Annotated in this window: 18 protein-coding genes; 15 read left to right on the forward strand and 3 right to left on the reverse strand. The window is 45.5% G+C overall.

What is annotated here, in order from left to right:
• Positions 1-46 precede the first annotated feature (46 nt).
• The 3 genes from VTAP4600_RS22935 (at position 47) to VTAP4600_RS22945 (ending at position 1,404) form a co-directional block, all read left to right on the forward strand.
• Positions 47-481, forward strand: a complete 435-nt coding sequence (locus VTAP4600_RS22935) for a hypothetical protein (protein WP_102525034.1) — start codon at positions 47-49, stop codon at positions 479-481.
• Positions 482-606: 125 nt separating this feature from the next.
• Positions 607-1,026 (forward strand): VOC family protein, encoded by a 420-nt coding sequence (locus tag VTAP4600_RS22940; RefSeq protein WP_102525035.1) that lies wholly within the window; start codon positions 607-609, stop codon positions 1,024-1,026.
• Between the two features lie 36 nt (positions 1,027-1,062).
• Entirely contained in the window at positions 1,063-1,404 is a 342-nt protein-coding gene (locus VTAP4600_RS22945) for a Fis family transcriptional regulator (RefSeq protein WP_102525036.1), read from the forward strand.
• A 31-nt stretch (positions 1,405-1,435) separates the two neighbouring features.
• Here VTAP4600_RS22945 and VTAP4600_RS22950 read toward each other — a convergent pair whose 3' ends face one another.
• The 3 genes from VTAP4600_RS22950 to VTAP4600_RS22960 form a co-directional block, all read right to left on the reverse strand.
• A complete protein-coding gene (locus tag VTAP4600_RS22950; protein WP_231898011.1) occupies positions 1,436-2,617 on the reverse strand; it encodes an ABC transporter substrate-binding protein in 1,182 nt (393 codons plus the stop codon).
• A 121-nt stretch (positions 2,618-2,738) separates the two neighbouring features.
• Positions 2,739-4,178 (reverse strand): ATP-binding protein, encoded by a 1,440-nt coding sequence (locus VTAP4600_RS22955; protein ID WP_102525037.1) that lies wholly within the window; start codon positions 4,176-4,178, stop codon positions 2,739-2,741.
• On the reverse strand, positions 4,168-4,875 hold the full coding sequence (locus VTAP4600_RS22960) for a response regulator transcription factor (RefSeq protein ID WP_102525038.1): 708 nt from the start codon (positions 4,873-4,875) through the stop codon (positions 4,168-4,170). Before VTAP4600_RS22960 ends, VTAP4600_RS22955 begins: the two co-directional genes overlap by 11 nt.
• Positions 4,876-5,133: 258 nt before the next feature.
• On the opposite strand from VTAP4600_RS22960, the gene ptsG reads away from it, so the two are divergent.
• The 12 genes from ptsG (at position 5,134) to VTAP4600_RS23020 (ending at position 19,475) form a co-directional block, all read left to right on the forward strand.
• The gene (ptsG, locus tag VTAP4600_RS22965; RefSeq protein WP_102525039.1) at positions 5,134-6,576 is read left to right on the forward strand and encodes a glucose-specific PTS transporter subunit IIBC; all 1,443 of its coding nucleotides are present in this window, start codon (positions 5,134-5,136) and stop codon (positions 6,574-6,576) included.
• A 198-nt stretch (positions 6,577-6,774) separates the two neighbouring features.
• Entirely contained in the window at positions 6,775-7,410 is a 636-nt protein-coding gene (locus VTAP4600_RS22970; protein ID WP_102525040.1) for a response regulator, read from the forward strand.
• Positions 7,407-9,008, forward strand: a complete 1,602-nt coding sequence (locus VTAP4600_RS22975; protein WP_102525041.1) for an MASE1 domain-containing sensor histidine kinase — start codon at positions 7,407-7,409, stop codon at positions 9,006-9,008. Before VTAP4600_RS22970 ends, VTAP4600_RS22975 begins: the two co-directional genes overlap by 4 nt.
• A gap of 90 nt (positions 9,009-9,098) precedes the next feature.
• Entirely contained in the window at positions 9,099-10,403 is a 1,305-nt protein-coding gene (gene uhpC / locus VTAP4600_RS22980; protein WP_102525042.1) for an MFS transporter family glucose-6-phosphate receptor UhpC, read from the forward strand.
• A 76-nt stretch (positions 10,404-10,479) separates the two neighbouring features.
• Positions 10,480-11,514, forward strand: a complete 1,035-nt coding sequence (locus VTAP4600_RS22985) for an ABC transporter substrate-binding protein (protein WP_102525043.1) — start codon at positions 10,480-10,482, stop codon at positions 11,512-11,514.
• Between the two features lie 132 nt (positions 11,515-11,646).
• Positions 11,647-13,734: an ABC transporter permease gene (locus VTAP4600_RS22990; protein ID WP_102525044.1), complete on the forward strand. Its 2,088-nt coding sequence runs from the start codon at positions 11,647-11,649 to the stop codon at positions 13,732-13,734.
• A gap of 15 nt (positions 13,735-13,749) precedes the next feature.
• On the forward strand, positions 13,750-14,808 hold the full coding sequence (gene fbpC, locus VTAP4600_RS22995; RefSeq protein ID WP_102525045.1) for a ferric ABC transporter ATP-binding protein: 1,059 nt from the start codon (positions 13,750-13,752) through the stop codon (positions 14,806-14,808).
• Positions 14,809-15,277: 469 nt separating this feature from the next.
• Complete coding sequence (locus tag VTAP4600_RS23000) at positions 15,278-16,486, forward strand: NupC/NupG family nucleoside CNT transporter (protein WP_102525508.1); 1,209 nt, start codon at positions 15,278-15,280, stop codon at positions 16,484-16,486.
• 161 nt (positions 16,487-16,647) lie between these two features.
• The gene (locus tag VTAP4600_RS23005; protein WP_102525046.1) at positions 16,648-17,925 is read left to right on the forward strand and encodes an IS4 family transposase; all 1,278 of its coding nucleotides are present in this window, start codon (positions 16,648-16,650) and stop codon (positions 17,923-17,925) included.
• Between the two features lie 184 nt (positions 17,926-18,109).
• Positions 18,110-18,643 (forward strand): shikimate kinase, encoded by a 534-nt coding sequence (locus VTAP4600_RS23010; protein ID WP_102525047.1) that lies wholly within the window; start codon positions 18,110-18,112, stop codon positions 18,641-18,643.
• Positions 18,644-18,669: 26 nt separating this feature from the next.
• Positions 18,670-19,029 carry a GFA family protein gene (locus VTAP4600_RS23015; RefSeq protein WP_102525048.1) on the forward strand — a complete coding sequence of 120 codons (360 nt, stop codon included), beginning with the start codon at positions 18,670-18,672 and terminating at the stop codon, positions 19,027-19,029.
• Positions 19,030-19,058: 29 nt separating this feature from the next.
• Positions 19,059-19,475 carry a GNAT family N-acetyltransferase gene (locus VTAP4600_RS23020; protein ID WP_102525509.1) on the forward strand — a complete coding sequence of 139 codons (417 nt, stop codon included), beginning with the start codon at positions 19,059-19,061 and terminating at the stop codon, positions 19,473-19,475.
• Positions 19,476-19,527 lie beyond the last annotated feature (52 nt).

A 19,527-nucleotide genomic window follows, 5' to 3' on the forward strand; every position in this document is an offset into this window, starting at 1 on the left:
ATTGCAGGGCCTTTATTACGTTTAAACATCATGAACAGAGGTGTAAATGAATAACCAAACAGCACTATTGCAGCTTTTTATGCGAGAAAGTGATTCATGCCAAAACAGGTTATTGTCTGAGATGGAACTGGATTATTCGCTAGAAAACAGCCTGCCGTTTAAGCGATGGCTCGCTGAGAAAAGGCTCATTGTCGAAGAAGATGTTGAAAACACGCACTGGATTAAAACCTGCACAGGCGGTTACATTACCGAAGTGCAGTTTCATAAAGACGGGACGCTGGATGAATACCGTTTGTTCGATCGCTTCGCCACCTCTGGTACATGGTTGCTTGAAGATGGTATTCTTCACGTCTCTATCAAGAAGGGTGATAACACTTATACCTTTGCGGTTGTTGGTCATGGCGCGTTGAACATCCACTCTGCAGTGGAACACAAGAACCGCGACATTCATTCATACTTAAAACTGGCTCAAATTAGATAGCGAGTTACTAAATAACGGGTCGCTAAATAGCAGTCGCTCATCAGTAGTATCTCATGAGCAGTAGATACCAGAGCCACCTTGTTTTGAATCGCAACCGAGCCCGTCGACAAAAAGGAAATTCTAACGTGCAACAGTCCATTATTCATATTGCCTTGGTCGTTAAAGACTACGATGAAGCGATTGATTTTTATGTCAACAAGTTAAAATTTGAACTGGTCGAAGACAGCTACCAACCGGAGCAAGATAAACGTTGGGTTGTCGTTTCTCCTCCAGGTTCAAACGGCGTGACGCTATTGTTGGCCAAAGCGTCAAAACCGGAGCAACACGACTTTATCGGTAATCAGGCTGGTGGACGTGTATTTTTGTTTTTAAATACCGATGATTTTTGGCGTGATTACAACCGAATGGTAGCCGATGGCATCAACTTCGTGAGACCACCAGCAGAGCAAGATTATGGAACCGTTGCGGTGTTCGAGGATCTGTATGGGAACCTGTGGGATCTATTACAAATGAGCCCAGATCATCCGATGGCTTCAAGACGCTGATATTTTTGAGAAAACGGAAGTTGTAGAGGAAAAGCTGTGAAAAAAAGCGATAAGAAATTAGACAACCAAATACGTACTGAACTAACGGAACTATGTGACTTTGCAACAGAAACTTGCGAGGGTTTTACTTGGCTGACCCATTTAGTGGACTACAGCCGTTTCCCAAGCAGTTTAAAAATTGTATTCGTGTTTGATACGAACACCAATTTGGTTAGCTTTTCTGACAGCACTGCCGAGCAAGAACTGATGCGACAACTGGCTAAGCAATTGTCGTTTATCAATATAACGCCTAAGGAGCTGCTTTCTCACGTACGCTATGATACCGAGGAAGCGTGCAGTAATGAACATCAAGGCAAATGGGCCAAACGCCTTTCTTAAGTCTCTGCCATTTTCAGCGGCATGGGCTAAACTAGTTACTTCCGGCGATAGACACTAATCGTTTAATGATGGTGTCATCGCTCATGCTATGGTCTCGGAAAAATCGAAATAACTCCGTGTTAAATGCATGCTGCTCAATAGGATTGACGGCCATTGAGTCGGTCATACTCGGCACGGCTTTTCCCGTTTTGGTTGCTTGTAAGAAATCTCGTTTTGACTCTTGCTGACAGACACTAAACTGGTCAAGCTCAATGTCATTGCGAACAGGAATCGATCCTTTAGCCCGATTAAAGCGGCTCTGGAATTCCTTACTCGATAGAGCACTGGCAAGATCACTCGCTTGTGCCTGATTAAATCCAGGTTTAGCCATGAAAATAAAGCTGTCCATATTGTATAAAAATGCATCATTGGATTCTGGAGTAGGAATGCAGCCAATGTGATTGGGTACATCCGCTCCAAGAGCCAATAACTCACCCAGTATCCAATCTCCTCCTATCTGAAATAACGCTTGGTCGTTGTAGAGCGCTTGAGTGGCGTTATCCCATTTAGAGTTGGCCAGTGAGTTGTCGACCAAAAGGCTGAGTTGACGAAAATCGTTTAGTGCCAATGTCATCGTGTTGGACGATAGGGCATTCTTGTCTAATTTGACCAAAGCTTGTTGGTAGAAATCAACGCCACCCGTCGCGATGACGATGCTTTCAAATAACTGCGCAACTTGCCAAGGCTCAAGCCCAACCGCTAATGGAGACACCCCGTGTTTTTTTGCCAGTGCCATCGTGGTGAACATTTCCTGCCAAGTGGCTGGTACGCTGGCTCCTAGTTGTTTGAGCAATGTATGGTTAACCCAAAGCCAGTTCATACGATGCAAAGTCAGTGGAAGTGCAACGTAGCCATTTTGAGTTTTATTGACCTGTTGGGCGACAGGGTAAAGTGTTTGATCCCAATGGTGTTTGGATGCAAGTTCATTAAGTGGGTGTAAGATTCCGATCGCATCCCAAGATTTGATGCTTGGTCCTTCAATTTGAGCAAAATGTGGTGTGTTGCCAGCTAAAGCTCGGGCTTGTAACACCGTCATTGCACTATCGCCACCACCGCCAGTGACTGGAGAGTAAGTCAGATCAAAGTGATGATTGACGAGCTCTTGTTGTAATACTGATAAGGCCTTCTGTTCACCCTGTGATGTCCACCAATGAAGCAGCTCAACTTGCGCCATGGCATTAAAAGCCGGAAAGAGGAATAAAAAACCAACGAACCAATGCCTGTTTATAAGCCAATGCATAATTTTTCTCTTGGTAAATTGAAAATAGTAAAAGCCAAACACCCAATGCCTACCATCACTCGTCTCTTGGGAAGGTTAACGTTGCACTGAGTCCACCTTGCTCGGTGAGAGAAAGCGCCAATAACCCACCGTGAGACTTAGCAATACTTTGTGAGATAGTAAGCCCTAAGCCAGTACCTTCTTTATCGCCTTCTGGGTTCTGGCGATAATACGGTTCAAATAAGCGCTCTAAGGTGTTCGCTTCAAGCCCGGTACCATTATCGGTCACCTGAATACGTAGTGCTTGCGCAGAGTCGTCAACGTTAACAGTTACGCTGTCACCATATTTAATGCCGTTATCAATCAGGTTCTGAATACAGCGCTTCAACGCTAGAGGCTTACCTGCGTAAGGCGCACACTGATGAGGACGGTATCGAACTTGGTCATCACGAGAACTCACACTTTGTATGGCGTGATCGACCAATGCAGAGATATCTATTGCTTCTATCTCCTCATGAATGTCCGTTTCTTTAATGCATTGCAACGCTCCCTTAACCATGAGATCTAGGTCATTGGCTATGCGCACAAAGCGCACTCTATCGATGTCATCATCCAGCATTTCTGCTCTAAGTTTTAGGCAAGCAATAGGGGTTTTTAAGTCATGAGAAATTGCGCCAAAGAGCATCTCCCTGTCTTTGATGTGGCTCTCTACTCTGCGATTCATCTTGTTGAATGCATGAATTGCGGCTCTCAACTCAGCACTGCCTTCTTCCCTCACTAGAGGGACTTTAAGGCGGCCAGACATCAGCGTTGCAGCTTTAGCTAAGTTCCGAATCGGGCGTATCTCTTTTCGCACCACAAACCAGGTACACACCAGCAGTAGAAGAGCAGAAAACAAGATGGTAATGACTTCACGAATCGTAAATAACTCGGTCTCTAAATTAACGTACGGGGCAGGTAATACGGCCGCAAGGTAGAACCACTGATCATCTGCCACTTCTATCTGCATGACTAATATTGGCGGGTTAATGTCGCCATAAGAAAGCGAGTAGTGCGCCCACAGTAATGGCAGCTCGTCGATGGGCAGCTCTTTGTTAAAAACTTTGAGATCTTGCCTACGCGTAAATTCCAGTTGAATGTTTTGCGGGCCAGTGAGTTCAGTTTCTAACACTTGCTTGACGTGGTTAATGACTAACGCTTTGCGTTCGCTGTCTGGTAAGGGCTTGATGGGCAGAGCATGAGTATTGAGTGAGACGAAAAAACGCGTTCCACCCATGTTTCGAAGTTGGTTTAACACAAGGTGGCGATATTCAGCAGGGAGAGACTGGAAAAAGGAAATGGTAGAAGATGCACTTAACGCCAGGCTGTGCACTGTGTTGATGAGGCCCTCTTGGTCTTTCTTGCTGGATTGCTGATACCAGATAGCGCCAGAGAACACCTGAGCGACCACGATGACGACGAGTAAAAATAAACTGGTTCTTGCGGCCAATGAGGTCGGGACAAACTTAAAGCTCATAGTGAACGCTCGTGGTTAACATGTAGCCCTTATTTCGAACCGTAAGCAGTAAAGAGCGATCCTTGTCTTCTAAGTGATGACGCAAACGGCTGATTTGCACGTCGATACCGCGCTCTAGTGGTTCGGCATCTCGCCCCCAAATTTCACGAGCAATGTCGTCTCTGGATAACACCTGCTCCGCGTGAGAGATAAAAAGCCCTAATAGCGAAAGGTCAGAGCCTGAAAGCTGCTTCACGGTTTGGCTCGATAAGTGGGTAAGTTGTCTTGTGACTGTATCTAATTGCCATTCAGCGAAAGTAACTTTACGAGCCAGTTTTGTTTCAAAGCTGTGTTGACTGCGTCGTAATATGGTTTTGATTCGAGCTAACAATTCTCTTGGGCTAAATGATTTTGTGATGTAGTCGTCAGCCCCCATTTCAAGGCCTGCAACTCGATCCGCTTCTTCCGTAACGGCGGTTAACATGATGATTGGCGTATCGCTGATCCGACGCAACTTTTGGCACAAAGTAAACCCATCATCGCCCGGCATCATGATGTCCAATATGATCAAATCCGGTGAATGCGTTTCTAAGCACTGCCACATCTTTTGGCCGTTTTCGGCACTTAAAACATCAAAACCTGCTCGTCCTAAGTAATCGGTCAGCGCATCACGTAGTTCGAAATTGTCGTCTACCACCAGTATTTGCTTATTGTCCATATCAGCCTGCCGAAAGAAAAATCCAATGAGAATATGATGCATGGAGCCAATCGATAAAACAATCAACGCAATCGTAATTCGTTACTTACAAAGCGCTATTTTTGTAAGTGCGCTCTTACAAACTGCTTGCCATTTGTAACCTTGGTCAATTTTGGTTGCGGTAACCTATTTGTGAATTCAATAACGAACAAAACGTCTTGCATCAAAGTACCTACAGCTTTGCAAGGCATCACAAAACGAATCTCCATAGGAGGGGATATGTTAGGGAACGCATTTGGACAACTACAAAAAATAGGGCGCTCATTAATGCTGCCTGTTGCCGTTTTGCCGGTAGCGGGTTTAATGCTAGGGATAGGTAATGCTGGATTTGCTTTTATTCCCGATGCGTTAAGTAAAATTATGCTGGCCGCTGGTGACGGCGTGTTTGGTAATATGCAGTTAATGTTTGCGGTGGGTGTTGCCCTTGGGCTATCAAAGGGAAATGATGGCGCGGCTGCGTTGGCAGGTGTCGTTGGCTTGATAATCATGAATGCTGCGCTAGGGGTAGTAACAGGATTAAGAGGCATGGAAACCGACGCCACCATCATGGGGGTAAACACGCTCCAAACTGGCGTATTTGGCGGCATTATCATTGGCGCTGTTGCAGCAACCATGTATAACCGATTCTACAATATACGCTTGCCTGAATACCTCGGATTCTTTGCGGGTAAACGATTCGTACCAATCATTACCGGTATTACTGCCATCGCCGTTGGTACATTGTTGGCATTCGCTTGGCCGCCAGTAGGACAACTTTTAGACACCTTCTCTCATTGGGCCGCATACCAAAACCCCGTACTGGCTTGGTCTATTTATGGTGCAGGTGAACGTTCATTACTACCGGTTGGCTTGCATCACATTTGGAATGCGCCTTTCTTCTTTGAAGTCGGTAGCTACATTGATCCAGAGACAGGCAAAGAAATCACAGGTGAGCTTTCACGCTTCTTTGCAGGCGACAAAACAGCAGGTTATTTGTCGGGTGGCTTCATGTACTCAATGTGGGCACTACCAGCCGCAGCGCTTGCAATCTATCACTGCGCTGCACCAGAGCGTAAAAAAGTGGTCGGTGGTTTGATGATGACGGCAGCGTTAACATCATGGTTAACAGGCATCACAGAACCTATTGAGTTTACTTTCTTGTTTGTTGCGCCGATTTTGTATGTGATTCATGTGTTCCTAACCGGTCTTGCTTTTGCTATTACCGCTTTCCTAGACATTAAACACAGTACCGATTTTGCTCACGGCGCGATCCAGTTCTTCTTGTACTACCCAATGTCGAGCAATGCGTGGATGTTCTTCATTATTGGTCCTATGTGGGCGGCGCTGTACTACGGGCTTTTCCGCTTGCTTATTACCAAGTTGGACTTGAAAACACCGGGCCGAGAAACAGACCCAGTTAAAGTAGAACTGAGTGCAAAACTGGATGAAGTCGCGGTCGATATTGTGGCGGCACTGGGCAGCAAAGCAAATATTAAGTCAGTCGATGCGTGTATTACTCGCTTACGTGTCACGGTTAAAGACATCAACAATGTCGATGTGGCGAAATTGAAAGCGCTAGGCGCCCATGACGTGCTCGTTATCGGAGACAGCTTACAAGCCATTTTTGGTACGCAATCTGACAACATTAAAACGGAAATCAATGGCGTTTTAGCGATGGGCTAAGCATCAAAAATCTTACCACCCCCCTTATGGGTAAGAGCTCCTAGCCAGATCATCATGATCTGGCTTTTTTTGTGCTAAGAGTGAGAGGCTCACAGCGATAATTGATTATTTTGACGATAGAAATCACACCTCGATATTCGTGCTTTGAATCTTATTGATAGTTTTGCGAGGATGGCTGCCCCAAAGTAGGACATTATTATGATTTCAGTTTCTCTGGTCGACGACCATATTATGGTTCGTTCTGGTTTTGCTCAGCTCTTGTCTGTTGAGTCCGATATTAGCGTCCACAGTGAATTTGATAATGCACGCGATGCATTTCGAGTATTGTCTGCTTCTAATGTGGATGTGGCGGTTATCGACATTTCTATGCCTGACGAAAGTGGGCTGGTATTGCTTGAAAAACTCCGAGGTAAGAACCCGAATTTTAGAGCCATCATATTAAGCATTTACGACTCAGCGTCTTTCGTAAGTAAAGCAATAGAAGCGGGCGCGTTTGGCTATCTATCAAAGCGTTGTGGCCCTGGTGAGCTTGTTACGGCGATCAGAAAGGTCGCATCAGGTAATCACTACTTATGTGCCGATGCACTCGTGAACTTGAGTAATGCCTCTACCAAAACATCGGTATTAGATGATCTCACTAAACGTGAGCGACAAGTGTTTGACCACCTTATTCAGGGCTTGGATGTGAAAGAGATCGGCACGGCTTTGTGCATCAGCCACAAAACGATTCATGTTCACCGTGCCAATATACTCAACAAACTTGAGCTGTCTAATAATGTCGATCTTATCCGATTTGCTTTGCACCACCAGTTGCTTAGTGATGAGCAGGTATGAACGACCCCCAATCCGAACCCTCTCGCATTCAGAGCACAATAACCACAGCATTTGCTGATGTGTTCGCCATGGTGTTGTTTGCGATCAGCTATTTTTGCTTGTGGAACGTCAGTAATTACCTCGTTAATGACGTTGCCTTAGCTTGGTTGTTCTTGCCCAGTGGCTTGAAACTGGCTGTCTACGCACTGAGTCATCGTCGTTTATGGTGGCGGTTCACCCTTGTCGAACTGGTTGGTGTGGTCGCTATTGGTTATGGTTTGAATGATTTTTCGCAAGGTGCTCTGCTGGCCTTGTTTGCTTTATTTGTTCATGCGGCCGCGATACCTTTTCGTGCAATCTGGCAAACGCTTGATGTTTATTGGAAAAAGCTACTTGCTTTGTGTTGTTTTGCATTTGGTTATGCGCTCATTTGCGGTTTAACCTTGGTCATGATGATCAAACCCATGGGCTTATCCATAGACTACGCGGTTGAAGGGGCTGTGACGGTGTTCACTGGGGGTATCTTATTGACGCCATTCTTTTACCTACTGTATGACTATTTGCACCGTCAAATTTGGCAACCATTAAGTCCCACTTTGGTTCATCAAGAAGTGGCATTGCGCACTTCTGGCTTGATTTGGTGCTTGGTTTTTTTCTCGGTCGGTTTGACGGCAGAGCTGACCTTATTAGATGAAATGAAGCCGCTGGCTTTGATTCTATTCTTGCTCCCCAATATCTTCATGGCATACCAATACGGCTGGCAAGGTGGGGTATTGGCGAGTGTCATGAACAGTATTTTGCTTGCCACGGCTAAGCAAGTCGCAGGCTCATTTGATACTGACCTAGAATTGCAGACGTTTATTGCTACGCAGGCCATCATTGGTTTGGGCTTAGGCATTGCGATCAGTCGTCAGCACTTATTGTCTCATCGCTTACAGCAAGTTAATTCCGATTTAGCCAAAGAACTCGACAACAAGCGCTTACTCGCAAGACAGTTGGTGCAAGTTGAAGAAGATATTCGCAAGTCTGTCGCGCGTGAGTTGCATGATGAAATAGGTCAGAACATTACAGCTATTCAAATTCAGGCCATGCTGGCTAAGCGGATTGCACCTAATGAACAGTGCGAGGTGATTGCCTCTACAACCAACGATCTTGCTATGCGTATCCACACTTCTACACGCCAACTCCTCACTCAATTGAGACCACAGGCGCTCGATGAAATGGGGCTAGAAAATGCCATCAGGCAATTAGTGGGAGAAATGAAATTCAAAGAAAGACACGTGGATTTTCAACTCAACTTTGGCGTCAACCCAGAGCGTTTAGACGATATAACCGCAGTGACCTTATACCGCGTGGTTCAAGAGCTTCTGAATAACGTTTGCAAGCATTCTCAAGCGACCCACGTACTTTTAACACTTATTCCGGGCGAACGTTTTAGCTTAGAAATCCGAGATAATGGCATCGGTATCCCTTCGAATTGGCGCTCGCTCGGTCAGGGGCTATCGGGTATAGAAGAGCGAGTCAGCGCCCTTGGTGGCCAGCTAGCGATAAGCTCTAATTCGGGGGGAGGCAACAAGATAAATGTTAACTTGCCCACAAAACACATCACCTCTTCATAAAACTAGGAAAATTTCCTAGTGATATATAAAACTGTCCCATTCATTGTATGAATTCATTCGATAACATCAATCTCGCAATAAGGAGAAAGGATGACTTTTGTATCCGTACCTGACCAACGTCAGATAAACGAAAGTTACCGATATTGGCGAATCCATTTAATGGCAGCGATGTACCTTGGCTACGGGGTTTTCTATTTCACCCGCAAGAGCCTTAATTTCGCAATGCCAGAAATGTTAAGCGAGCTCAATATGACCACCGCAGATTTTGGTGTGTTAGGGACGCTTTTCTACGTGATATACGGTGCTTCAAAATTTCTGTCTGGCATGGTCAGCGACCAAACGAAACCGAGTTATTTCATGGGCTTGGGCTTAATTGCCACGGGCATGATTAATATCGCCTTCGGTTTGAGTTCATCCTTAGTGATGTTCGCTGGTTTGTGGGCGTTAAATGCATTTTTTCAAGGATGGGGATGGCCACCTTGTGCAAAGCTTCTGACCAGTTGGTATTCGCGTACCGAGCGTGGTTTCTGGTGGTCAATATGGAATACCTGCCACAACTTAAGTGGCGCGTTGATACCCATATCCATCGGTTTTGCAGCGATAACTTGGGGCTGGCGATTTGGATTTATTCTGCCGGGCACCTTGGCAATTATTGTCGGCGTTATTCTTTGTTTTCGCCTGAAAGATAAACCCGTTTCCATGGGCTTACCCACGGTCGGTGAGTGGCGTAATGATGAATTGGAAAAACAGCACGAAGCAGAAGGTCGAGGACTGCCGTTTCGCCAGATATTGAGAACGTATGTATTGGGAAATAAGTACATCTGGTTGCTTTGTAGCTCTTACTTACTCGTGTATGTGGTGCGTATTGCCATTAATGACTGGGGCAACCTGTATCTGATTCAAAAGCATGGTTATCAGTTGCTTAGTGCGAATACTGCGGTGTCGATGTTTGAAGTGGGTGGCTTTTTAGGCTCTTTGTTTGGAGGCTGGGGCTCAGACCGATTCTTCCATGGCAACCGTGCACCAATGAATTTGATTTTTGCGTTAGGGATTTTTGTTTCTGTGGCCGGACTATGGCTGACACCGCTTGACAATGTTGTCGTGCTATCTGGGTGTTTCTTTGCCATTGGTTTCTTCATATTCGGGCCACAAATGATGATAGGAATGGCCGCTGCTGAGTGTTCGCACAAAGACGCAGCGGGCACAGCGACAGGGTTTGTCGGGTTGTTTGCCTACTTGGGCGCAGCACTTGCCGGTTATCCCATGGCGCTGATTATAGAAAACTACAGCTGGGAAGGATTCTTCGCCGTTATTACGCTCTGTGCAGCGATGATCGGATTGTTGATATTACCTTTCGTCAAAGCTCAGCAGCGAACGAGGGTCGCAGTGTCGTAACTTCGGTTACTTTCCTCGCGTTGCTGCTTTGAAACAGCGACGCCCTTGTAACAAGGAAATAATAAGAGGAAATAACATGAAAGTTAGAACAAAACGTACCCTACTCGCCGCTTGTCTTTTTGGTTCAATGGCGATTGCGCCACAAGCAATGGCAGATGGCCGCTTAGTGGTTTATTGCAGCGCAACCAACGCAATGTGTGAAGCAGAAACCAAAGCGTTTTCTGACAAATACGATGTGAAGACGTCGTTTGTTCGTAACGGTTCTGGTAGTACGCTAGCCAAAATTGAAGCGGAGAAAAAGAACCCAAGAGCCGACGTTTGGTATGGTGGTACGCTGGATCCTCAATCTCAAGCGGGTGAAATGAACCTTTTGCACTCGTATGCATCTCCAGAGCTTGAAAACATCATGGAAGGGTTCAAAGACCCGGCAAAACGCAAAGGCAATTACTCTTCTGCGGTTTACATGGGCATTCTTGGTTTTGGCGTGAACAAAGAGCGTCTTGCTGAAAAAGGGTTAGCGATCCCTCGTTGCTGGAATGACTTAACCAAGCCTGAATACAAAGACGAAATTCAAATTGCTGATCCTCAAAGCTCGGGTACGGCATACACGGCACTCGCGACGTTCATTCAGTTATGGGATGAAGATAAAGCATTCAAATACTTCAAGCACCTAGACAAAAACATTTCTCAATACACTAAATCCGGTGTGACTCCGTCTCGAAATGCGGCTCGTGGTGAAATCGCTATCGGCATTGGTTTCTTACATGATTACTCGTTAGAGCAATCTAAAGGCGCTCCTCTAGAGCTTATTTCTCCGTGTGAAGGTACGGGTTATGAAATTGGTGGTGTGAGTGTGATTAAAGGCGCTCGTAACTTAGATAACGCGAAGAAGTTCCTCGATTTTGTACTCTCCAAACAAGGTCAGGAAACGGCATGGAAAAAAGGTCAGTCGTTCCAGATCTTAACCAATGTCAACGCCGAGCAATCTCCTAACGCATTAGACCCGAAACAAATCAACCTGATCAGCTATGACATGGACAAGTACGGTTCATCTGCTGAGCGTAAGCGTCTGATTAACAAGTGGGTTAACGTTGTGAAAATGGGTGAGTAAACGCCATTTTTTGGTGACTGTCCATTGATAGAAACGCTTTATTGATGGTCAGTTACCGCGTCTGATTTAACCTTTCTACCTTAGGTTGGCGGTCAATGCCGCTGACCTAGTTTATCTTTTAGGTGTTAAAAAATGAACGAAATAGCCGCACACGTCACATCCAGTGCAGCCAAAAGAGACCCTGTTTTTTATTGGGTGCTCAGTTTGCTCGCTGCTTTTGTTTTACTGCCTTCATTTGCCTTGGATTGGGGCGTGTTCGAATCTACCCCTGAAGAGTTCCGAGCCGCAATGGGCTGGAGCAGTACCAACATTTCATGGGCTTGGTTTTTATTACCGCTTGCCTTACTTATTCGCCCGTTAACCGCACAAGACAAATACGCGAAAACGCGCCATTATTTTGATATCGGTTACGCGGCATTCTGCATGGTTTTTGTGGTGTTGTCCTCTTGGATAACCCAGCAAGGCATGGGGTATTCAACCATCGCGCTGTTCGTCGGATTAAGCGCCGTGATGACATTGGCTTTTTCTCGCCTAGAGTATTTGGGTGGAGATAAATTTGTCATTGGTTCTCTAATCGCCATTATTTTGTTGATTTCAACCTTCATCATATTTCCGAGTATCGCGATATTCGTCCCTATGTTTGAAGATGAAATGGGCAATTTCGCTGCATGGCAATTTTTGGATATTCTGGGCCGAGCGCAGATCATCCAAATCATCCTTAACTCAGTCATGCTGGGTACATCCGTGGGGATCGGTGCGACTTTCTTTGGCTTGATTTTCGCAATTTACACCACGCGAATTGCCAAGCGCAGTGCCTTTATTGCGCGTATATTTTCAATTCTTCCCATTGTAACGCCGCCCTTTGTTGTTGGCTTGGGCGTGACTTTGATGTTGGGTCGTTCGGGTTATATTACTGAGTTCATGGCCGAATGGTTTGGGCTTGAGCAAACCAACTGGTTATACGGGTTTACCGGTATTTGGATGGCGCAAGTGTTGGCTTTTGCTCCTATGTCATTCATGATCCTCGATGGCGCGATGAAGTCGCTTCACCCTTCATTAGAAGAGGCGTCTTATACGCTCCGTGCAAATCGCTACCAAACCTTCTTTAAGATCGTTATGCCCTTGCTTAAACCAGCATTGGCAAACAGTTTCCTTATAATTTTTGTTCAATCGTTGGCTGACTTTAGCAACCCGTTGGTATTAGGCGGCAGCTTTGACGTACTGGCAACTCAGATATACTTCTACATTGCGGGTGCTCAGTTAGATTACGCTTCTGCTAGTACATTAGGCGCAGTACTTCTGTTGTTCTCTTTGACGATCTTTGTTGTGCAGTACCTCTGGATTGGTAAGCGTTCGTACGTAACGATTTCAGGTAAATCCTACCGTGGCGACGTGCAACCATTGCCGACCGCGATCAAACATGGGGTTTCGGGTCTTCTGTATTTCTGGATGGCGTTCAACGTATTGCTTTACGGAAGTATTTTCTACGGCAGTTTCACCGTTAACTGGGGCGTGGATTACAGCCTGACGTTTGCAAACTACATTAACTTATTTGGCATGGGAATGGGCGAGGGTGCTTGGCCTTCATTGATTACCACCATGACTTATGCCGGTATCGCAGCACCGATCACAGCGTTCTTTGGCTTACTGATAGCCTACATCGTGGTTCGTCAGCAATTCCACGGCAAGAAAGTCATCGAATTTGCGACCATGCTTTGTTTTGCGGTGCCGGGAACGGTGGCGGGTGTGTCTTACATCTTGGCCTTTAATGATGCGCCAGTTTACCTGACGGGTACAGCGGCCATTGTGGTTATCTCAATGGTGATGCGAAATGTCCCTGTAGGTATTCGCTCGGGCATCGCAGGGTTAGGCCAGTTGGATAAATCGTTAGATGAGGCGTCCTTAAGCTTACGTGCCAACTCGTTCAAAACCATCACTCATGTTTTGTTGCCATTACTTCGTCCTGCGATTCTATCAACGTTGATTTACAGCTTTGTAAGAGCCATGACCACGGTCAGCGCGATCATATTCTTGGTAACACCAGAAACTCGCGTCGCGACTTCGTACATCCTTAACCGAGTAGAAGATGGCGAGTACGGTATTGCCATTGCTTACGGCTCGATCCTTATCGTGGTGATGCTCGCCATTATTTTAATATTTGATTCCCTTGTCGGTGAAGCGCGAGTTTCTCGTTCCAAAGCCAATAACCAAGAGTCGTAACCGGAGAATTAACTCATGGAAAATGAAAACTTTGTAGTCTTAAAGAACGTGTGTAAGCGCTTTGGTGACAATACCGTTATTGGTGATTTGGATCTGGAAATAAAGAAAGGCAGTTTGGTTACGCTATTGGGCCCGTCAGGATGCGGAAAAACAACCGTATTGCGCTTGGTCGCAGGGTTAGAAAAGCCAACCAGTGGGCAAATCTTTATCGACGGGGAAGACGTAACTAATACGTCGATTCAGCATCGAGATATTTGTATGGTGTTTCAGTCGTACGCTTTGTTTCCACATATGTCGCTGCATGAGAATGTAGGCTATGGTCTTAAAATGCTGGGTTTATCTAAATCTGAGCTGAACAAACGTGTGGATGAAGCATTGACGCTGGTGGACTTAGAGGGGTTTGGTGAACGTTTTGTGGATCAAATTTCCGGTGGTCAGCAACAGCGAGTGGCACTCGCAAGGGCATTGGTGCTCAAGCCCAAAGTACTGTTGTTTGATGAACCCTTAAGTAACCTCGATGCCAACTTACGCCGAAACATGCGCGAAACCATTCGTGATCTGCAGCAAAGGTTTAACATTACCTCGCTGTATGTAACGCACGATCAGTCTGAAGCGTTTGCGGTTTCCGACACGGTTATCGTGATGAAAGATGGCGAAATTATGCAAGAAGGCAGCCCAACGGAGCTTTACAAGCATCCATCATCGATGTTCATGGCCAATTTTATGGGTGAGGCCAACATGTTTGAAGGAGACTTCACGGGCAGTGAAATTGATATTCAAGGTTATAAGTTAGCCTACGTGGAAGATAATGTAAAAGGCATCGCCCCTGGGCACTATCAGATAGGGGTTCGTCCGGAAGCGATTTTATTGGCCGAAGAAGGCCAAGCCTGCCAGCAATGCCAAGTCTTGAGTATTGCCTACATGGGCGCGATGTATGAAGTGATGGTTAAATGGCAAGATCAAGAAATGCTATTGCAACTTAACTCGTCACAGTTTGATGCAAGCAATACGGATCACGCCTATCTAACGATTAACCCTAATGGGGTTTTTCTATTGCCACCAGAGCGCGTATAACACCAAAAATCGAGTTTTAGCACTCTTTGAACGCCACTAATCATAAGCCAACTTGTAATGAGTTGGCTTTTTTTATGGTTCAATTGCAATCAATTCGTTTAAATTATGGTCGAGCGAACGTTTGCGTAAAGAAATGTGATGCAAGTCTCGTTTTGATCGCTATACTTCTCGCTCGGTTACAGCCGATGCTTAGCCAATACAAGCCGTCACATGGAGATTATCTCTTGGCAATGGGCTCTGCGTTACTTGTAACCAGTGTTTCACCCAAGTCGATGCAGTGAATGACCCCACGGACCGGACCAGCTGTTTTTAACTGCTTGTATAAGGTGAAATACAATGACTTTGTCGTTCCAATCTGTTTTTGGTAGGCTTTTTGCTCCTGCCTCTATCTTTACTTCTTCTTACGCAAATGCGATGCGATCTGCGTCTTTGCTTTCCGAACAACTTGATTCGGAGAAGAACTAAGATGATGAATGTACTCTTTAGCCTAATTGGCATGTTTGCACTGATGTTTTGTGCGTTCCTCCTTTCTGAAAACCGCAAAGCCATTAATTGGAAAACCGTTTCAAGAGCCTTGATGCTGCAAGTCGGCTTTGCTGCATTGGTGTTATATTTCCCATGGGGACAGGCAGCACTCGGTAGCCTAAGTAGTGGCGTATCGAGCTTGTTAGGTTTTGCTGATGAAGGGATCGCTTTTCTGTTTGGTGACCTTGCCAGTACTGGTTTTATCTTCGCCATTCGCGTTCTTCCTATCATCATCTTCTTTAGTGCTCTTATCTCTGCCCTTTATTACCTTGGCATTATGCAGAAAGTCATTGAAGTCTTGGGTGGTGCAATTCAAAAGTTCCTAGGCACTAGTAAAGCGGAATCTTTGGTAGCAACGGGTAATATTTTCCTCTCTCAAGGTGAGTCTCCACTTCTTATTCGCCCATTTCTTGCCAAAATGACTCGCTCTGAACTGTTTGCCGTTATGGCGGGTGGTATGGCTTCGGTTGCAGGCAGTGTGCTTGGCGGTTATGCGGGCTTAGGGGTAGAGCTTAAATACCTGATTGCCGCGAGCTTCATGGCCGCTCCGGGTAGCCTGTTAATGGCGAAAATCTTAGTTCCAGAGCAAGGTACGCCAGAGCAACATCTCGACATCTCTATGGACAGTGGCGACCAAAGCAATGTGATTGACGCGCTAGCAAGTGGCGCAATGAACGGCATGAAAGTTGCGGTTGCCGTGGGTACCATGTTGATTGCGTTCGTGAGTGTGATTGCGATGGTCAATACTGGCTTAGAATCACTGGGTGGGTTAGTTGGCTTTGAAGGCGTTACTCTACAAGCGATATTTGGTTACCTATTTTCGCCATTAGCGTGGTTGATTGGTGTGCCAAGTAATGAAGTTTTGATGGCGGGTTCTTACATTGGTCAGAAAGTGGTGATGAACGAGTTCGTTGCATTCATCGATTTCATTGAGAACAAGGCACTGCTTTCTGAGCACACCCAAGTCATTGTGACGTTTGCACTGTGTGGGTTTGCAAACATCGGTTCAATTGCCGTTCAGTTAGGCTCTATCGGTGTTATGGCTCCTGAGCGTCGTGCTGAAGTGGCGAATTTGGGCTTTAAAGCGGTTATTGCAGGCACACTAGCAAACTTAATGAGTGCGTGCTTAGCGGGCATGTTCATTTTGCTATAACACACAGCCACATTTTCTAAGCACGAGATCGTCTCTGTGCATGGAATCATCGTAGCGTGACCAAGGCCCAGCAAATTTGCTTAATGCCGATCGTTTAGCTACTTGAACGATCCTCCAGAGGCCTCATAATCGGTCGTAACGTAAGTTACGGCCGATTTTTTATGTCTGAGTTTTCAAAAGAGTTACAGGTTACCGCAGAGTTTTGCCACGAACGTCCAATCGATGTGTTTAATAAACACATTCCTTGGGAATGGGTTGAAGAAGCTGTTCAACAAACTGGACGAGTATCGCTCAGAAAGCGACGCCTCCCCGCAGAGCAAGCTGTTTGGTTAGTATTAGGGATTGGGCTCCAACGTAATCGCTCCATTCAAGATGTCTGCGACAAGTTGGAGTTAGCATTCCCTGATGTAGATGGTGAACTCACACCTATGGCAACAAGCAGTATTATCAAGGGGAAAGAACGCCTCGGCGATAAACCTATGCGTTACTTATTTAAAACTACAGCCCAACAGTGGGAGCAACAATCAGACTTTGACGAAGTTTGTGGCTTAAAGCTTCTTAGTGTCGATGGAACGTATTTCAAAACTCACAATACCGAAGAAAATCAGCATTTTGGGTTTGCTCAAAAAGGTGCATCATTTCCAAGCGTGTTGGCAGTAACATTAATGTCTACACGTAGCCACCTTGTGTCCGATGCTGCTTTTGGACCAGTAACAAACAGTGAAATATCATATGCCCAACAACTTGTGGGGTCAGCACCAGATGACTCATTAACACTTTTTGATAGAGGGTTCACTTCTGCGGAGTTATTTACCAGCTGGCAGGGTGCTAGCAGTAACAGCCACTGGTTAACACCAATCAAAACCAAAATGCGCTATGACATAATCGAGAGTTATACTGATTATGATCATCTCATTGAGATGCCTGTTTCACCACAAGCTCAAAAGCAGACTCCCTATCTTGGCAAGAGATGGCAAGCACGCCTTATTCTAATTCCAACCCCTAAAGGTGAAATCAAAGGCTTCATTACTTCGTGCTTATGCCCTGAGCGCTATCTGTTTGATGACTTAGTTAAAGTGTATTGGGAGCGTTGGGAAATCGAACGCAGTTACGGCGAACTAAAGCAGTATCAGTTACAAAACAAACCAACATTACGAAGTAAGAAAAAAGTCGGGATATATCAGGAGCTATGGGGAATATTAACCAGCTATAACATCGTGAGGCTGGAAATGGCTGAGATGGCTAAACAACATGAAGTTGAGCCTCTACGGATCAGCTTCATTAATGCCTTATTTTTGATTATGGATGAGATGATTTGGGCGAGCGACACTCGAAGTCCAGGAGCGATACCAAAAAACTTAAAAGCTCTCAGGGACAATGGGAAGCGGCTTATTCTCCCCAAGAAACGGAAAAGGAAACCATACCCCAGAGCGGTTTAAAAAAAGCCAGCCCGATACCCCAATAAACATGCCACTCGCTCTTAAGCGAGTGGCATTAAGCAAATTTGCTGGGCTTTTTTTATAATGTAATATCAACAAATTGCAAATAGCACTGGTGTTAATGAGAATCATTATCTAAAATGCGCAGCCCAATTTCGCTAGCTTTATAAAACGGATAGTACTGATGAAACGAATTAACATTGTAGGAACCAGTGGAAGTGGTAAATCTACTTTAGGGCGAGCATTGGCAAAGCGGTTGAATGCGCCGTTTTATGAAATGGACGCCTTGTATTGGCGTTCCAATTGGCAAGGCGTGTCTGATGATGTGTTGTTTTCTGATTTGAAAGCGATCACCGCACAGTCGTCTTGGGTGCTGGATGGCAACTATAATAGAACCGTGCCGATTAAATGGGCGCATGTCGATACCGTTATTTGGGTCGACTACAGTTTTATTCGCACTCTTTATCAAGCCACCAAAAGAGCGTTGATTCGAGTCACCAATAAAACGGAACTGTGGCCCGGGACGGGCAATACGGAAAGCTTTCGAAGAACATTTATGAGCAAAGAGTCCGTTTTGCTATGGATGATTAACCACCATAGCAGTAATAGGCAGCGCTACCAGAAAATGATGGCGTCGGACGAGTATCAACATATACGTTTTATTCGTGTGAGCACCCCAAAGCAAGCGAAACAGCTCGTCGACGGTATCGCCATGTAATTCACGTTAGCGTTAAGGATAACACTATGATTTCTGGTCAATGCCATTGTGGCAATGTACATATCGCCATTCCGAAAATGACACCAACAGCGACAAGTTGTAACTGCTCTATTTGCTATCGCCTTGGCGCCATTTGGGGGCATTTAACCGAGCAAGAAGTCCAAATAACAGTGGGTGATGCGCCTTTAAAGAGTTACAGTCATGGCGATAATATGATCCGCTTTCACCATTGCAGTGAGTGCGGGTGTCAGACTCATTACTCTTGTGTCGAGTCAGGGCCTGATGCGCGTCTTTCGGTAAACTACCGTATGTTTGATCCCACGATGCTAGAGCAAACTCAAGTTCGCCAATTAGATGGAGCAGATACGTGGCAATTCATCGAGTAGTTAAACTCATTCCGCATCAAGATGTGCCCATGGCGTTACTCCTAGAGGCCGATCCGTCTGAATCGTGTATTCAACAATACTTAAGTGACTCTTGGTGTTTTGGTTTGTTTGTTAATGATAGCGTTGCGGCGGTTTGTGTTGTTAAACAAGCCAGTGAGCATAAAGCTGAGTTATTCAACATTGCCGTCAAACCCGATTATCAAGGGCAGGGCTTGGGTTCTGAACTGCTTGGCCGAGCATTAGAGTGGGTCGTTGATAAGGGAATAACGGAGGTTGAATTAGGAACAGGAAGCTTTGGCTACCAGCTTGGTTTTTATCAAAAACAGGGTTTTCGAGTAGAAGCCATTTGGACCGATTTCTTTATTACTCATTATTCTGAGCCAATTTACGAAAACGGTATTCAACACAAAGACATGCTGCGGTTAGTTTATCGAGTGTGCTCGTAACGGGTCGATACAATTATTGTATTTATCACATTCAATATCTAGATGTGCGTCG

This window comes from Vibrio tapetis subsp. tapetis, from assembly GCF_900233005.1.
GTDB lineage: Bacteria > Pseudomonadota > Gammaproteobacteria > Enterobacterales > Vibrionaceae > Vibrio > Vibrio tapetis.

Coding starts and splice junctions, on each gene's coding strand:
- VTAP4600_RS22970 (WP_102525040.1), top strand. CDS start 6,775: ATGATTTCAGTTTCTCTGGTCGACGACCATATTATGGTTCGTTCTGGT.
- VTAP4600_RS22990 (WP_102525044.1), top strand. CDS start 11,647: ATGAACGAAATAGCCGCACACGTCACATCCAGTGCAGCCAAAAGAGAC.
- VTAP4600_RS23005 (WP_102525046.1), top strand. CDS start 16,648: ATGTCTGAGTTTTCAAAAGAGTTACAGGTTACCGCAGAGTTTTGCCAC.
- VTAP4600_RS23015 (WP_102525048.1), top strand. CDS start 18,670: ATGATTTCTGGTCAATGCCATTGTGGCAATGTACATATCGCCATTCCG.
- VTAP4600_RS22935 (WP_102525034.1), top strand. CDS start 47: ATGAATAACCAAACAGCACTATTGCAGCTTTTTATGCGAGAAAGTGAT.
- VTAP4600_RS22975 (WP_102525041.1), top strand. CDS start 7,407: ATGAACGACCCCCAATCCGAACCCTCTCGCATTCAGAGCACAATAACC.
- VTAP4600_RS23010 (WP_102525047.1), top strand. CDS start 18,110: ATGAAACGAATTAACATTGTAGGAACCAGTGGAAGTGGTAAATCTACT.
- VTAP4600_RS22985 (WP_102525043.1), top strand. CDS start 10,480: ATGAAAGTTAGAACAAAACGTACCCTACTCGCCGCTTGTCTTTTTGGT.
- uhpC (WP_102525042.1), top strand. CDS start 9,099: ATGACTTTTGTATCCGTACCTGACCAACGTCAGATAAACGAAAGTTAC.
- VTAP4600_RS22950 (WP_231898011.1), bottom strand. CDS start 2,617: ATGGCGCAAGTTGAGCTGCTTCATTGGTGGACATCACAGGGTGAACAG.
- VTAP4600_RS22960 (WP_102525038.1), bottom strand. CDS start 4,875: ATGGACAATAAGCAAATACTGGTGGTAGACGACAATTTCGAACTACGT.
- VTAP4600_RS22955 (WP_102525037.1), bottom strand. CDS start 4,178: ATGAGCTTTAAGTTTGTCCCGACCTCATTGGCCGCAAGAACCAGTTTA.
- VTAP4600_RS23020 (WP_102525509.1), top strand. CDS start 19,059: ATGGCGTTACTCCTAGAGGCCGATCCGTCTGAATCGTGTATTCAACAA.
- fbpC (WP_102525045.1), top strand. CDS start 13,750: ATGGAAAATGAAAACTTTGTAGTCTTAAAGAACGTGTGTAAGCGCTTT.
- ptsG (WP_102525039.1), top strand. CDS start 5,134: ATGTTAGGGAACGCATTTGGACAACTACAAAAAATAGGGCGCTCATTA.
- VTAP4600_RS23000 (WP_102525508.1), top strand. CDS start 15,278: ATGAATGTACTCTTTAGCCTAATTGGCATGTTTGCACTGATGTTTTGT.